Here is a 15,123-nt window from a genome sequence, read left to right as displayed (position 1 = left end):
AAAGGCGCGAAGCTTTCACTTCGCGCCTGAAAATGATCGAGCCGCTGTCCTAAGCGCCGTTTCGTTGCTTGCGTCGGACTTTATAGGCAACCGCAGCAGCACCCGTCGCGATCAGCGCGAATGAGCTCGGCTCAGGAACCAAAGTGAAGAATCCACGAATTTCACCACCAGGATACGCGGTCGTGTGGACGTTGAAGTAGGAACGGCCGGCAAACAAAGCCGCCACCAATGCTGATTCAGCGCCAGCCACTGTCCCGCCATTGGCCGTGATGAAGGCAGGGTTATAGGTGCCTGAAGCGGTCAAGCTCAGCGTGTTTGAAAACGATCCGCTGGTCACCCCGGCAGGAAAGCCTGCAAAACTCGGGGTGGTTGTGGCGACACCAGCAGTGCCGCTGAAGGGCGCCGCCGTCGGCGCATGAATGTGGGCTGCGGTCGTGGTCCCCTGCAGGGCCGCAAACAGCGCATGCACCTCAATCGTGCTGGCAACGTCATCATAATGTACGAGGGCGAAGCCGACGCCAGGAGATGAGTTGGCGGGAATTTCGTTGCCTCCTGTCAGCAGCGCGGTGAATTGATACACGGCCGCGGGTGCTGAGGAAATGAGGCAACCGACCAGCGAAAGTGAAAGTAGGGTCTTCTTCATAAACTGCGTTCGGTTAACTTTCAGTTCAGGCTCCCTGTCCCTTCTGATCACCGCAGGACACGGAAGCCACGGACTGCGCTTCGTCTGCAAGATTGCTTTTGGAACGACCGTATGATGCACCAAGGGGAAATCGGTTCCAGCTTTTTTTTAAATCATTTTGCTTTTCCTGACAGGACCTCCTGCAAGGCGCCTTCCATGCCCGTTCCTGTCCGGGCGCATGTCACCCCGCGCTTGCGCAACCGCCGAAGCCGTCGCAACTTTCCGCCATGTGCGGACGGTATTCGATGACCAAGAAGCAGCTGCGGATCGAATCGCGATTTGAAACGCTCGAACTGAACTTTGTTCCCAGGTTCAATATCGCACCGACACAGGAATGTACGGTTGTCAGGGTTGTCGGAGGCAAGCTGGAGGCTTCACAAATGATCTGGGGTTTCCGGCCAGCCTGGTCCAAGGCTCCCATCATCAACGCGCAGGCGGAGTCACTTCACGAAAAGGCGATCTTCAGTGCGGCGATCCGATCCAGGCGATGCCTGGTTCCTGCGGACGCCTTTTATGAGTGGCGTGGTTCGAGAACGGAGAAGCGGCCAATGCGCATTGGCCTGCAAAGTGAGGAACCGTTCTACTTTGCAGGTCTTTGGGCCGAGCCGTCGGACCAATCGGCGGGCCGGGAGACGTTCGTTCTGCTGACCACCGCAGCCAATAGCTTCATGGCGACGATCCATTCCCGAATGCCGCTGATCCTTGGCCTCTCGGAATGTGATCGATGGCTCGATGCGACTGATTCGGACATCGGCGCTCTGCTGGGTGAGCCGGCCGGGTTGGAACTGAAAGCCGTTGAGGTTTGTTCACGGGTGAACAATGTACGCAACGACGATGAGGATTGCCTTTCGCCGCCTGAGCAGCGGGATCTTTTTTGAAGTTGGGGTCCGGGTGGCCGCCGTGGTTTAGTCGGTTGCGTTTCCCTGAGGATGGGACGAAGGTCAGCGCCATAAAGAATGCCGGGTCCCGTGCTTGCGTTCCGCACTCGACGCGTCAGGATTCGGCTTTCCGCACTTGCCTGGCAATCGACGCCTGGCAGTGAGAACCACCAGCAATAGCGACCTTAATCTCTAAAACTATGAAAGTCCTCATCGTCTATCACAGCGCCTACGGCCACACACTGCAACTCGCCCGAGCCGTGGAAGAAGGCGTCAAGTCTGTTGCAGGCATTGAAGCGGTCTTTCGGCGCGCGCCCGAATTCCCGCACATTGAGAAGGAGCTCGAATCTGGCGAAGGGTATTCATCCAAGGTTTGGAAGGAACAGAAGAGCATTCCTGTGTGCACGGTGGACGACTTGCGCGATGCGGATGGACTTTTGATCGGATCACCGACGCGTTATGGGAACATGACCGCCCAGATGAAAGCGCTGATCGATGGAACTGCCAGCCTATGGTTATCAGGCGCAATGGAAGGCAAGCCAGCGGGGGTATTTACTTCAACAGCATCGACGCACGGCGGCCAGGAGACCACGTGCATCACGATGATGATTCCGTTAATTCACCTGGGCATGGTGATCGTCGGTGTGCCGTATTCGAGCCCCGGGATGATTCACACGGAGGCCAGGGGAGGAACCCCTTACGGCGCGACGACAATCGCGGGTCCGAAAGGTGAGTTGGCGCCCGCACCTGAAGATTTGACGATCTGCCGCATACAAGGCAAGCGCGTGGCAGAACTGGCCAAAAAAATACGCGGGTAACGGCAGGGAAACGCCTCCTGCGCTGATGTCCGCACGCCAAGCGGACCGGCGCTGGGCTTCGAGCAACCCAGCGCGGCTTGCATATTCTGCCGATGTGGCCGGAAAGACGGCTACTTCCGCGTCGCGAGGACGCCAATGAGGAGGCCCAGACCGAATGCTATGCCGATGGTCTCGTATGGGTGTTGGCGAATGACCACATCCGTTTTCTTGGCGGCCGCGAGCGTTTGTTGCTGCAGTTCGCCACAGGTCACCTTTGCATGCTCCAGGGCCACGCCGAGGCGTGCGCGCGCGGCCTTGGCTTTCTCGCTCAGATCTCCTGCCGTTGCTTTCAGCAAATCTTCGGCATCGCGGGCGAGGGTTTTTAGATCAGCAGTGACGCGTTCGCGCGCGAGAGCTGCTTTCCCTGCGTTCATTCCTTCAAGCGGCGTATCCATATTTTTCCTTTCGTTGCTGTTAAAGCAGCCGGGCTGCTCGGAGACTGTAGCATTATCCGTTGCCAGTGACCACTGGGGGATCTTCTTGCATCGAGCGCAAAAGCGAAAACGGGTTTAACCCCACTGCGATCACGGCTTCAATCGTCTAGTGTGCGGGGCAGCAGTTTAGGAACTGAGGCAGACCCGCAGGACGCAAGGTTGACACGGACGTTGGCACTTCGGATCCGCGGGCAGCCCAAATAAATTTGTTTGTTATGGTTTTACTGGTGGAGGATGATCAGAACGACGTGTTTCTGGTGGAACGCGCGTTGCGTCAGGCGGGCATCGCGGCTCCGATGCACAATGCGACGAATGGACAGGAGGCGATCGACTACCTGCAAGGAAAGGAACAATTTGGGGATCGTGAGGCGTATCCTCTGCCTTATCTGATTCTGCTGGATATTCGCATGCCGTACATGAATGGCTTGGAATTCCTGCAATGGCTCAAGGAACATCCGGCTTTTGGAAACATTGCAGTAGTCATGCTGACATCTTCCTTCGCGGAAAGGGAACACCAGGCAGCAATGGAATTGGGCGCGCTCGACATCCTCGGCAAGCCGCCCAGCTCCGCAAAGTTGCAGGAGGTTTTTGGAATTGTTCAACCTGTTTCGCGCGCCGGTTCGGATTGATCGCTTCAGGTTCAGGTGCGCCTTCCGGAGGGGCTTCGTTTCCCTCGGGCAAGAATTTGCCGCCGCGAGTTACCATGCTGATTTTCAATTGATCTGCTGTGTCGGGTGACGTAAGAGATGGGCGCGTTTTGAAAGAAACGCTGAATGCCACGCGTCCCAACAGCAAATCTGCAGGAAGGTATGATCGTCGTAACGGACGTGAAAAACGTTCACGATCTCCTGCTCATTCCTGCCGGTTGCGCGCTGACGGAGCGCCAGATTGGGATTCTGCAAGCGTGGGGGATTGACGAAGTTGAGGTGCAAAACTCCCGCGCTGTTGAGGAAGCGGACCCGCTCGCCCGCGTCGATCCGGATGTTCTCGCGCAATTGAACCAGCAGATTCACGAGCGTTTTTGGGACACTGACAACGATCCAGTCTTCACGGAACTCAGCCGTATTCTTCTGCAGCGTTATGCCCGAAAAATGATTCCCCAGCAATGACTTCCCCCAGCGTCGCCGATTTGATTGCAGGCATTCCTTCTTCGCTGGGCTCCTACGGGCCAGTTTTGGAAGAGATCGAGGCGGCAATGAATTCGCCCCAGTCGAACCTCGTGACCGTGGGAGATGCCATTGAGAAGGATCCGGATCTCACCGCCCGGCTTCTTCGGCTGGCGAACAGCTCGTTCTATGGATTTTCCAGCCGGGTGGGAACGGTCACGGAAGCGATCAGCCTTATCGGCGTGCAGCAGGTCGAGGATTTGATCCTGGTATCCAGCGTGGTGGAGCGGTTTGCGGGCGTTTCTGCCGAGGGGCTCAGCATGAAGTCGTTCTGGCGGCATTCACTCGCGGTGGGAGTCGCGGCCCGATTGCTGGCGAGCGAGCTGAAATTGCCGGGGATGGACAAGTATTTCGTTGCCGGAATGCTGCATGACATCGGCCGCCTGGTGTTGCTGTGCGAGGCCCCGGCGTGGGCCGAGAAAGTGTTCTCGCTGCACGGGCGCGAGCGAGTTTTGCTGCGCGATGCTGAGACGCGCGTTCTCGGTTTTGATCACCAGCAAATCGCAGCCGTCCTGCTGAAGGAATGGCGCTACCCGGGAACGCTGGTTGAAGCCGTGGGTTGTCATCATCAGCCGTTCATGGCGCAGATTGCGGTTGAGCTGGCTTCGACGGTCCATCTCGCCGATTACGTGGTGCACGCCCTGGAGATCGGCGCGTCGGGAGAGCGTTTTGTCCCGCCGTTGAATGCCAAGGCCTGCCAGAAAATCCGCTTTCACACTGGATTGCTGCCGTCCCTTGTCGCGAGGATCGACGAGCAGATTGCGGCCGTGGAGGATGTCTTCCTGAGGAGTGTCCGGCAATGACACGGGACGATTCGCAATCTGTTTATCCAGACCTGATGCGCTCGGGCCTGGAGCGTCTTAAAACGTTGGATGCAAATCGCGAGATGCTCGGGCTGTTCGCTGCCCTGGAGCATTTTCGACGGGACCTGCACGAGCAGGAAAATACCGCCGGAATTCTGGATGTAACGGGCGAGTATGTCCGCGGGCTGGCGCTGTTTCACGCGTTTGGATTCTGGCTGGTAAATCCCGGAGATTTCAGTTTTGAACCCGCGCTGGTAATTCCCGCCAGCGAACAGGTGACTCTCTGGCGGATCGTGGAGCAGGAGATAAAGTCAGGCAGTTTCGCGCGCGCCTTGCGGCAGGACGATTCGACGTTTTTCAACACTGAATTCAACAACGTTGCAAGCAGCTGTGTGTTCCGGCCGTTGAAGCTCTCGGCGCAGGTGCTTGGCATGTTCTGTGGCCTGCTCAAGCCCGATGCCGTGCATCAAGTGACGTTCAGCGTGCTGGCGGTTTTGCTTGGAGAAAGCACGGATGCAATGGCTACGCTGCGGCGGACGAGGCAGCTCACGACGCACATTGACTTGCTGGACGGGTTGCTGCCGTTCTGCGCGTGGTGCAAGAAGGTGCGGAATGACCAGGGATACTGGGAGCAGATCGAACGCTACATCGCCCAAAACTCCCGCACATCGGTGACTCACGGGGTTTGCCCTGATTGCCGCAAAAAGTTTCTCGAGGGCGTCGCGAGCCCTCGCCCGCAATGATTTCGGCAACCATGGGGATGGGAGGTTTTGCTGCCGCAGGCGCGGTTCCTCCCCGCTTTACTTTCAAACTACGCTAACGCAAGTTTGGGCGCGTCATGACACGAACCGGGATATCCTCTCTTATTTGCCTTTGCGTGGCTGGAATGGCCCTTGCAAAAGGTGCTGCGCCAGCCGACGCGCCGGATTTTACGGAGGTGTATCAGCTGATTCGCACCAACGCGAACGTGAATGATGCGGAGTTGCAGCGCGCGGCAGTCCGCGGGCTGGTATCGGAACTCAGCCCCCGCGCGCAGTGGATCACAAACACTGCCACGCAGCCGTCCGAAACGGAAATCATTACACGTTCGAGCGTCTTTGAAGACAACCTCGCGTATGTGCGAATTGGCGCGGTGAGTTCCATGCTGCCAGCCAGTCTGCAAAAGGTGATCCAGCAGCACAGTTCTTCCATCAAGCTCACGGGCGTGGTCATAGACCTTCGCTACACGAGTGGGACGGATTACGAGGCAGCGGGGAAGAGCGCGGAACTGTTCATTCCGGGTGCGCAGCCATTGTTGAAGTGGTCGGATGAAGTGGTTTCCTCCACGGCCAAGACCGATACCATTCAGCTGCCGCTCGCAATCCTGGTGAATCGCAATACCTCCGGGGCGGCTGAGGCATTGGCAGCGGTGCTGCGTTCCACCGGGGCCGGACTGATCCTTGGAAACAGGACTGCCGGGCACGGTTTCATCGTGCGTGACTACCCGCTCAGGGACGGCAGCACGTTACGACTGGCTGCGGACCCGGTTTCGCTCGCGAACGGAACCCTTATTGGAACAAACGGCGTGAAGCCGGATATCGATGTCACGGTCTCGGCAGAAGAAGAGCGGGTATATTATGCCGACGCCTTTTCGGTCGCGCGCACCGACAGCTTGAGGGCGATGACGAATGGTGTTGGCACCAATCAATTGGCCGGAGCGCGGCGAACGCGTTTTGGTGAGGCTGAACTGGTTCGCGAACATCGTGCCGGAATTCGCCGGGGGGGTGGCAGCGACGCGCCGGAAATGCCGGGGGAAACTCCTCAGCCGGGGCGCCCGGGCAACTCTCAATCCGACAATAATTCCGCCAATCCACACCGCCCAGTGGTCAACGACCCCGCGCTCGCAAGGGCATTGGACCTGCTAAAGGGACTTGCTGTGGTGCGCCAGTCGCGGCTTTGATTTCGCCGTTGACGATTCTGCTTCCCGCACCCAATTTCAACCCCCACGAATTTGATGAAGACGGTTCTTTTTGTTTGCACGGGCAATGTCTGCCGAAGTCCAATGGCGGAAGGCATCTTTCGCCACGTGGTCCAGGGACGCGGCAGTTACCGCGTGATGTCGGCGGGCCTGGGGGCGATGGAAGGCCAGCCACCCAGCGCCCATGCCGTGCGTGCCGCGAGGGAACTTGGGATCGACATCACCAACCAGCGCAGCCGGATGCTCACGCCGGAGTTGGTGCACCAGGCGGATTATATCTTCGGGATGACCCACAGCCACGTTGACACAGTGATGCTCCTGTATCCGAATGCGGCCGAGAAGACGTTTTTGCTTCGCGAATTCGACGAAACCCTCGACACGTTTGAAAAGGACATCAGCGATCCCATCGGCGGTTCGTATGAGGTTTACGTGAATTGCCGTGATCAAATTGAACAGGGGATCGTGTCGCTGCTTCGGTTTATCGAGCACGGCGGGCACGCTCCGATCGATGGGAAGGGAGTGGCTGTTGCGATTGGGGCTGACCATGCTGGATTCGACTTGAAAGAGGCCGTACGGAAGCATTTGGAACAGCGCGGTTTGAGCGTTGCTGATTTTGGAACGCATTCAAAGGATTCCACGGATTACCCGGATTACGCGCATGCAGTCAGCCAGGCTGTTTCAAATGGGAGAGCGCAGTTTGGCATTCTCATTTGCACGACCGGCATTGGCATGAGCATCGCGGCAAACAAAGTGCCGGGTGTTCGTGCCGCCCTTGTTTCAGACGAACAGACGGCAGCCGTTACACGCCAGCACAATGATGCCAATGTTGTCTGCATTGCGGCGAAGACAACGCCAACTGACATGGCGGAACGGATCGTCGATACGTTTCTCGAATCAAAATTTGAAGGCGGCCGTCACGAGCGCCGCGTCAGCAAAATGGAAACCTCATTTATCCGTCGCGAATTGAAACTGAAAACCGTCGATCCCGAAATCGCCAGCGCCATCGACCACGAACGTGTCCGGCAGCAGGAAAACATCGAACTGATTGCCAGCGAAAACTTCACAAGTCCCGCGGTGATGGAAGCCCAGGGTTCAGTGCTGACAAACAAGTATGCGGAAGGATATCCGCGGAAGCGCTGGTACGGGGGATGTGAGAATGTGGACGTGGTTGAGCAGCTCGCAATCGATCGCGCACGGCAGTTGTTCGGAGCCGAACACGCGAACGTCCAGCCGCATTCCGGATCGGGCGCAAATATGGCCGTCTACTTTGCGATGCTGAAGCCCGGCGACAAGATGTTGACCATGGACCTCAGCCACGGAGGACATCTGACGCATGGAAACAAAGCCAACTTCTCAGGCAAGTTTTTCGAAATCGTTCACTATGGGGTTCGCAAAGAGGATGAACGCATCGATTACGATCAGCTCGCCCGGATGGCTCGTGAGCACAAGCCGCGCATGATCACTGTCGGCGCCAGCGCTTATCCGCGGATCATTGATTTCAAGCGCATGGGCGAGATCGCCCGTGAAGTGGGGGCGCTGCTATTGGCTGACATTGCGCACATCGCGGGCTTGGTGGCGGCGGGTATTCATCCAAGCCCGATCGATCATGCCGATTTTGTAACGACGACAACGCACAAGACTCTGCGGGGACCGCGTGGGGGACTGATCCTTTGCCGCGAGCGGTACGCAAAGGAGATCGACTCACAGGCCTTCCCTGGAATCCAGGGCGGACCATTGATGCACGTGATTGCCGCCAAGGCGGTGTGTTTCCAGGAAGCGTTGCAGCCAACGTTCGTTGAATACCAGAAACAGATCGTTCGCAATGCCGCGGCCCTGGCCGAAGGCATGAAGCAGAACGGTTTCCGCCTGATCAGTGGCGGCACCGACAACCATCTGATGCTTGTTGACGTGGGTGCCAAGAACCTGACTGGAAAGGATTGCCAGATCGCGCTCGACGAGGCTGGAATCACGACCAACAAGAACACCATTCCATTTGAAACGCGATCCCCGTTCCAGGCAAGTGGCGTTCGCCTGGGCACGCCGGCGGTCACGACGCGCGGTATGAAGGAGCAGGAAATGGCGGCGATTGCCGACATGATCAGCGAGGTCCTGATGGACATCAAGAATGTTGACACCATCACCAAAGTGCGCCAACGTGTCCGCGAACTCACTGCAAGGTTCCCCTTGCCTTATTGACGAAATTCGGGACCTTACGGTGCAAATCCCGCGGTTGGCAGTCACTCCAATTTGATCTAATCGATAGAGCCTCCAATCGTCGCTGGGCTTTGGTGACGCCCCAGTTTTCACCTGTTGTTTTTTCAGTAATTGGAAATTTATTTTGATTTGACCTATGCCTAGAGCCAGTACGAAGAAGCCAAGAGCTCCACGCGCATCAAAGGCGCGAACGCCACAACAGGCGACGTTTGCTGAAATGCCTGCGACAGAGACCGTGACCGCACCTGCTGCAGTGGAAGTCCATGACGCCCCGGCCGCTCCCGCGGAACTCCAGCCGCCCACTCGTCCAATCGAGACCAGCGATTCCGAAGCCGTCGAGCCGCCGTCACGGAAGACCGAGGGGCAGGGGACCGGCAAGGATCATATCGCGACTTCGTTGCACATCGCGAAGCTGCAGGCGATGTCGATGACAGATCTGAACAACATGGCCCGCGAGCTGGGGGTTGAGAATTTCGGCACGATGCGAAAGCACGAGGTCATATTCCAGATCCTGCAGAAGAACGCTGAGCGCGCCGGCGTGCTGTTCTCCGAAGGGGTTCTCGAGGTTCTGCCGGAAGGTTTTGGTTTTTTGCGGTCGCAGAGTTTTAATTATTTGCCGTGCCCTGAGGACATCTACGTCTCGCCGTCGCAGATTCGCCGCTTTGATCTGCAAACAGGGAACCTGATCGCTGGCCAGATCCGGCCGCCGAAGGACAAGGAGCGTTTTTTCGCTCTTCTCAAAGTCGAAGGCGTGGATCAGGAGGACCCTGAGAAGGCCAAGGACAAGACGCATTTTGATAACCTGACGCCGTTGTTTCCGAACAAGCGGTTCCTTCTCGAAACGGCTTCCGACGAACTCTCGACCCGCGTTCTGGACCTTGTCTGCCCGATCGGCAAAGGTTCGCGCGGACTCATCGTCGCCCCGCCGCGCACGGGCAAGACCGTGCTGATGCAGAAACTTGCGAATGCCATCCTGAAGAACAACCCGGAAGCGTATCTTTTCATTTTGCTGATCGATGAGCGTCCTGAAGAAGTTACTGACATGGAACGTTCCTGTCGTGGCGCCGAAGTGATCAGCTCGACCTTCGATGAACCGCCGGAGCGGCATGTGCAGGTGGCGGAAATGGTGATTGAGAAGGCGAAACGCATGGTCGAGCACAAGCGCGACGTTGTGATCCTGCTGGATTCAATCACCCGCCTCGCGCGCGCCTACAACACCGTGCAGCCGCATTCGGGAAAGATTCTATCGGGCGGTGTGGATGCCAACGCGCTGCACAAGCCGAAGCGCTTTTTCGGCGCGGCGCGAAATATTGAGGAAGGCGGATCGCTGACGATTATCGCCACCGCCCTCGTCGACACCGGGTCCCGCATGGATGAAGTGATTTTCGAGGAGTTCAAGGGCACGGGAAACATGGAAGTCCACCTGGATCGTTCGCTTGTCGACCGGCGCATCTTTCCGTCGATTAACATTGAACGCTCTGGAACGCGCAAGGAAGAGCTGCTGTATCACCCGGACGAGTACAACAAGGTTGTCATTCTTCGGCGGGCGCTGACCGGAGTTCCGCCGGTCGAGGCGATGGAGCTCATGCTGAACAAATTGAAGAAAACGGGCAGCAATATTGAATTTTTGCTCGGGATGAGTGTCGGTTAGGCGATTCCGAGGCAATTTGGCCGGGCAAGCACGCCAGGATCTCCTGGCGTGCTTCTGCTTTCACCCTGTGCGGATTTTGCTATGGTGTATGCAACAGATGTTCCGCAATTGGCAAAGAATGACGTGCGGCGAATGCGCCACGCGCTAGTGTGTCCGCGACAACAACAGCAGCCCATGAAGCAAAAACAACAGCTCCGTTCGCTTGCCCCTTTCTTAACGCTCTCCATTGCAGTCTCCTGCCTTGCGGGATGCGGCCGCGACGAGGCAACAGTTACCGTCGTTCCGAAGCAGTCCTCCACGTCCGTGCCCACGGGAGCCTTGCCACCTGGCCATCCGGAACCGGGTGCCACCATGCCTGCCGGGATGGATATGGGCATGGGTATGATGCATCGGCCGAAGCTTGCGTTCACGACGCCGGCCGGCTGGAGCGAGGCTCCGCTCGGTTCGATGCGGGTTGCGTCTTTCAAGATCGAAAAGGATGGCAAGCAAGCCGACGTCAGCGTGATGCCGCTCGGAGGCGGCGCTGGGGGCGATGTCGCCAACGTAAATCGATGGCGCGGGCAGGTCAGCCTTGAACCTCTTGCCGAGGACGCGTTGAAAAAGACGGCGGAGAAGGTCGAGGTTGCAGGGGAACCGGCCGAGCTTTACGACATTGCGGGAACCAATCCTGGCAGCGGCGATCCGATGCGGGTCATCGGAGTTATTCAACACCGCGATGGCAGTGCCTGGTTTTATAAAATGTCGGGTGACGATGCATTGGTCGCATCGCAGAAGCCGGCGTTGTTGGAATTCATGAAGTCGGTGCGGTTCGAGGCCGCGCCGTCTGCAGGGATGTTGCCGCCGTCGCATCCGCCCATCGATGGCATGGGTGCTGCCGCAGCAGTGGCGAGTGCGGGTCCGATTTCCCGTGAGGGGCAGCCCCAATGGACGGTGCCAGCAGATTGGAAGGAAGTTGCAGGCGGCCAGTTTCTCGTCGGAAAATTCATAATCACGGGTTCCGGCACCGCGCAGGCAGCCGTGAACGTAAGTGCTTCAGCGGGAGAAGGCGGGGGATTTGCGGCCAACGTTAACCGGTGGCGCCGTCAGATCGGCCTTGCTGAAGCAGCGGAAGCCGACATTCGGCAGCAAAGCACCCAGATGGATCTCGCCGAGGGCAAGGGAACCGCGATCGAGATATCGGGGACTGATCCCGCTTCTGGCCAGCCAACGCGAGTGATCGGCATTATGGTTCCGCGCCCCGGCCAAACCTTCTTCTACAAACTTGCCGGCGAAGCGAATCTCGTTTCGGCGCAACGCGATAACTTCATCAAATTTGTGCAATCCGCGAAACACCAATGATCCTGGACCGACTCTACCGCCTTTTTACCTCGCTGCGATTAACGGTCGTCCTGCTCGCTCTGGCGATCATCCTGATCTTTTGGGGAACGCTCGCGCAGGTGCACCTTGGTTTGTATCAGGCCCAGAACGAATTCTTTCGCAGCTTCTGTGTGACATGGCAGCCCCGCGGATCGAATCTTCGAATCCCGATTTTCCCTGGTGGCTACCTGGTGGGCGGATTGATGATCATCAATCTTTTCGCTTCGCATTTTCGCTACTACAAGGCCGGATGGAAGAAGGTGGGCATCATGCTGATTCACATCGGACTCGTCCTGCTGCTGCTCGGCCAGTTTCTCACGGACTTTCTTGCGGAAGAAAGCATTCTGCACCTGCGGGAAGGCGAGGCAAAAAACTATTCTGAATCCTCGCGCGAATTCGAGCTTACTATTACCGATGTTTCGGATCCTGCAGCCGATCGCATTGTGAGCGTGCCTGCGCGAGCATTGCGCTCTGATCGCGAAATCACGCAGTCAGAACTTCCTTTCAGGCTGTTGCTGAAACAATACTACGCCAACTCATCGCTCGTGCAGAATGCGGAAGCAGGATATGAGCAGGTTGCTGCAACTGCCGGGGTGGGCGCCGGAATCTTCTGGAAGGAGCTGCCGCAGGAGACTGCCATGGACCGGCGCGATATGCCGTCGGGTTTGTTCGAGGTGATCGGCCCTAAAGGCTCGGCCGGCACGTACCTCATTTCGGCGTTCCTGAAAAATCCGCAGGAACTGGTGCTGGATGGAAAGCGTTTTCTGCTGGAGCTGCGCCTGCGCCGCTTCTACAAGCCGTTCCACATTCACCTCGTGGAGTTCAATCACGACCTTTATCCGGGAACTTCGATTGCAAAGAACTACTCGAGCATGGTTCGCGTGGTGAACCCGCAGACAGGTGAGGACAGGCAGGTGCTGATCAAGATGAACACGCCGTTGCGCTACAAGGGTGAGACGTACTATCAATCGAGTTTCGATGCCGACGACAAGGGCAGCATCCTGCAGGTCGTGCGGAATCCGAGCTGGCTTACGCCCTATCTCGCCTGCGTATTGGTCTCGCTTGGGTTGACCTCGCAATTTGGAATTCACCTGGTCGGATTTGCAGCGAAACGGAGGAAGTCATGAAAGGATTGTTGAAAGTTGTTCCGTGGTTTTTTCTCGCTCTGTTCACGGTCGAACTCGTGGTCGTGTTCCAACCCCGCAAAAATGGGGAGCTTCATACGCGGGAGTTCGGACGCTTGCCTGTTCTTTTGAACGGACGCATTCAACCTTTCGATTCCGTCGCGCGCAATTCATTGCTGCAGATGCGAAGCACGGGCGACGTGCCGCTAGAGCTTGTCCCGAGCTGGAAGTTTTGGCATCACCCCGAGAAGTTGCGCTCCACCGAATGGCTGTTGGAAGTCCTTTTCAAGCCTGAACTCGCGGACACGCGTCCGATTTTTCTCATCCATCATCCCGAGATCTTGAGCGAATTGAAACTCGAGGAAAAAGGCATCGAAAAATCCGGCTTGCGCTATTACACATTTGCGGAAGTTCAACCTTCACTGCGCGAGATTGAAGCACAGGCAACGAAGGCCGCGAAATTGGAGGATGCGCAGCGGGGCACGTACGACAAGCAGATCCTCAAGCTGGCGAACGCGGTTTTTCTCTACCAGAAGCTTAAGAACAGCATCGAGCCTGAAGGAGCGGCAAGTCTGGGCGCGTTGGTGGACGAGTTCCAAAGCGCGCTGCCAGCGGGTGTCGCTGCGTTTCGCGCGCGTCAATCAGGCGAGACGCCGGATCGAGAGGCGCTGGAACGTTTCGCACGGGTGGTTCGTCCTTTCGATGCAATTGCAAACCTTGCAGAGCCGCTGGTGCTGCCTCCACTCAATCCCGAGACCAACCGAACTGGCTGGGTGAATCTCGGGGTCGGGATGCTCGACACATTGCAAACTGGAAACCAGATTCATCCCGCCGTTCCGTTTTTCTCGCGGATGGCCGACAGCTATGGCCAGGGAGATGCCGCAGCGTTCAACGCTGCGGTCGCCGGGTATCGCGAATGGCTTACGCCCAAATTCGGCAAGGAAGTGTCTAAGGCACGCGCCGAGTATTATTACAACCAGGTGAAAGCGTTTCTGCATGCAATCATCATCTACATCGTGGCCTTTCTGCTAGCGGGCGGCGCGCTCCTGACCTTTGGTAGCTTGCCTGCCTTGTCAGAATCATTGCGAAGGTCAGCATTCTACTTGATAGGACTGGCGTTCGTTGTTCACACCTTCGGAATTATCTTCCGAATGGTGCTGGAAGGCCGGCCACCTGTGACGAATCTTTACTCGTCCGCCATCTTCATTGGTTGGGCCGCCTGTCTCCTCGGCCTGATTTTGGAAAGGATTTACCGGATTGGCTTGGGCGCGGCCGTCGCGGCGCTGACCGGATTCATCACGCTCCTGATTGCGCACAACCTGGCGCTGGATGGCGATACGATGAAAATGCTGGTGGCGGTTCTCGATACGAACTTCTGGCTCGCCACCCACGTTGTAACAATCACGATCGGATATTCGGCGACCTTCGTCGCAGGGGCATTGGCATTGGCGTATATCGTCCTCGGGATTTTCACCCCACTGCTCACCACAAGTGTGAAGAAGACGGCGGCAGGGGACACAAACCTCGGCAAAGCGTTGTCGCGAATGGTCTACGCTATCATCTGCTTTGCGACATTCTTCAGTTTTGTCGGAACCGTCCTGGGTGGCATCTGGGCGGATCAATCATGGGGCCGATTCTGGGGATGGGATCCAAAGGAAAACGGTGCCCTCCTGATCGTCTTGTGGAACGCCATCGTCCTGCACGCACGTTGGGGCGGATTGCTGCGCGATCGCGGTATCATGAACCTTGCAATCTTCGGCAATGTCGTGACGTCGTTCTCATGGTTCGGCGTCAACATGCTGGGTATCGGGCTTCACTCCTACGGCTTCATGGACGAGGCCTTCAAGTGGCTGGTGCTCTTCACTGCCAGCCAGGTCGCGATCATGATTCTGGCTGGGTTGCCGCTGCACATGTGGAAGAGCTTCCAGAATCGGCAGCCTCCTCCCGGAACAGGCGACCCGCACGGATCGAACCGAACCGCTGCGGCGGTCGGTTGAGGAA

Annotated in this window: 14 protein-coding genes; 12 read left to right on the top strand and 2 right to left on the bottom strand. The window is 57.4% G+C overall.

What is annotated here, in order from left to right; genetic code table 11:
• Positions 1-49: 49 nt before the first annotated feature.
• Positions 50-643 carry a CHRD domain-containing protein gene (locus VEH04_01430; protein ID HYG21412.1) on the bottom strand — a complete coding sequence of 198 codons (594 nt, stop codon included), beginning with the start codon at positions 641-643 and terminating at the stop codon, positions 50-52.
• A gap of 266 nt (positions 644-909) precedes the next feature.
• On the opposite strand from VEH04_01430, the gene VEH04_01425 reads away from it, so the two are divergent.
• Entirely contained in the window at positions 910-1,560 is a 651-nt protein-coding gene (locus tag VEH04_01425; protein ID HYG21411.1) for an SOS response-associated peptidase, read from the top strand.
• A 200-nt stretch (positions 1,561-1,760) separates the two neighbouring features.
• Positions 1,761-2,378: an NAD(P)H:quinone oxidoreductase gene (gene wrbA / locus VEH04_01420; protein HYG21410.1), complete on the top strand. Its 618-nt coding sequence runs from the start codon at positions 1,761-1,763 to the stop codon at positions 2,376-2,378.
• Between the two features lie 110 nt (positions 2,379-2,488).
• Here the strand turns inward: wrbA and VEH04_01415 are convergent, their stop codons facing one another.
• Positions 2,489-2,812 (bottom strand): DUF883 family protein, encoded by a 324-nt coding sequence (locus VEH04_01415; protein HYG21409.1) that lies wholly within the window; start codon positions 2,810-2,812, stop codon positions 2,489-2,491.
• Between the two features lie 254 nt (positions 2,813-3,066).
• On the opposite strand from VEH04_01415, the gene VEH04_01410 reads away from it, so the two are divergent.
• The 10 genes from VEH04_01410 to ccsA all read left to right on the top strand — a co-directional run bounded on the left by VEH04_01410 (position 3,067) and on the right by ccsA (position 15,119).
• A complete protein-coding gene (locus VEH04_01410; GenBank protein HYG21408.1) occupies positions 3,067-3,480 on the top strand; it encodes a response regulator in 414 nt (137 codons plus the stop codon).
• Positions 3,481-3,624: 144 nt separating this feature from the next.
• Positions 3,625-3,960: a hypothetical protein gene (locus VEH04_01405; GenBank protein HYG21407.1), complete on the top strand. Its 336-nt coding sequence runs from the start codon at positions 3,625-3,627 to the stop codon at positions 3,958-3,960.
• Positions 3,957-4,820, top strand: coding sequence for an HDOD domain-containing protein (locus VEH04_01400; protein HYG21406.1), 864 nt, complete (start codon positions 3,957-3,959; stop codon positions 4,818-4,820). Before VEH04_01405 ends, VEH04_01400 begins: the two co-directional genes overlap by 4 nt.
• On the top strand, positions 4,817-5,563 hold the full coding sequence (locus tag VEH04_01395) for a hypothetical protein (GenBank protein ID HYG21405.1): 747 nt from the start codon (positions 4,817-4,819) through the stop codon (positions 5,561-5,563). Before VEH04_01400 ends, VEH04_01395 begins: the two co-directional genes overlap by 4 nt.
• Before the next feature lie 95 nt (positions 5,564-5,658).
• Positions 5,659-6,759 carry a S41 family peptidase gene (locus tag VEH04_01390; protein ID HYG21404.1) on the top strand — a complete coding sequence of 367 codons (1,101 nt, stop codon included), beginning with the start codon at positions 5,659-5,661 and terminating at the stop codon, positions 6,757-6,759.
• A gap of 54 nt (positions 6,760-6,813) precedes the next feature.
• The gene (rpiB, locus tag VEH04_01385) at positions 6,814-8,973 is read left to right on the top strand and encodes a ribose 5-phosphate isomerase B (GenBank protein HYG21403.1); all 2,160 of its coding nucleotides are present in this window, start codon (positions 6,814-6,816) and stop codon (positions 8,971-8,973) included.
• Between the two features lie 154 nt (positions 8,974-9,127).
• On the top strand, positions 9,128-10,642 hold the full coding sequence (gene rho / locus VEH04_01380) for a transcription termination factor Rho (GenBank protein ID HYG21402.1): 1,515 nt from the start codon (positions 9,128-9,130) through the stop codon (positions 10,640-10,642).
• Between the two features lie 174 nt (positions 10,643-10,816).
• Entirely contained in the window at positions 10,817-11,980 is a 1,164-nt protein-coding gene (locus tag VEH04_01375; GenBank protein ID HYG21401.1) for a hypothetical protein, read from the top strand.
• Positions 11,977-13,125 (top strand): cytochrome c biogenesis protein ResB, encoded by a 1,149-nt coding sequence (locus VEH04_01370; protein HYG21400.1) that lies wholly within the window; start codon positions 11,977-11,979, stop codon positions 13,123-13,125. Before VEH04_01375 ends, VEH04_01370 begins: the two co-directional genes overlap by 4 nt.
• Positions 13,122-15,119 carry a cytochrome c biogenesis protein CcsA gene (gene ccsA, locus VEH04_01365; GenBank protein HYG21399.1) on the top strand — a complete coding sequence of 666 codons (1,998 nt, stop codon included), beginning with the start codon at positions 13,122-13,124 and terminating at the stop codon, positions 15,117-15,119. The genes VEH04_01370 and ccsA overlap by 4 nt, the downstream gene beginning before the upstream one ends.
• Positions 15,120-15,123 lie beyond the last annotated feature (4 nt).

It is taken from the genome of Verrucomicrobiia bacterium, assembly GCA_035629175.1.
Lineage (GTDB): Bacteria > Verrucomicrobiota > Verrucomicrobiia > Limisphaerales > DASXHY01 > DASXHY01.
This window is presented reverse-complemented; position numbering and strand designations above follow the sequence as displayed.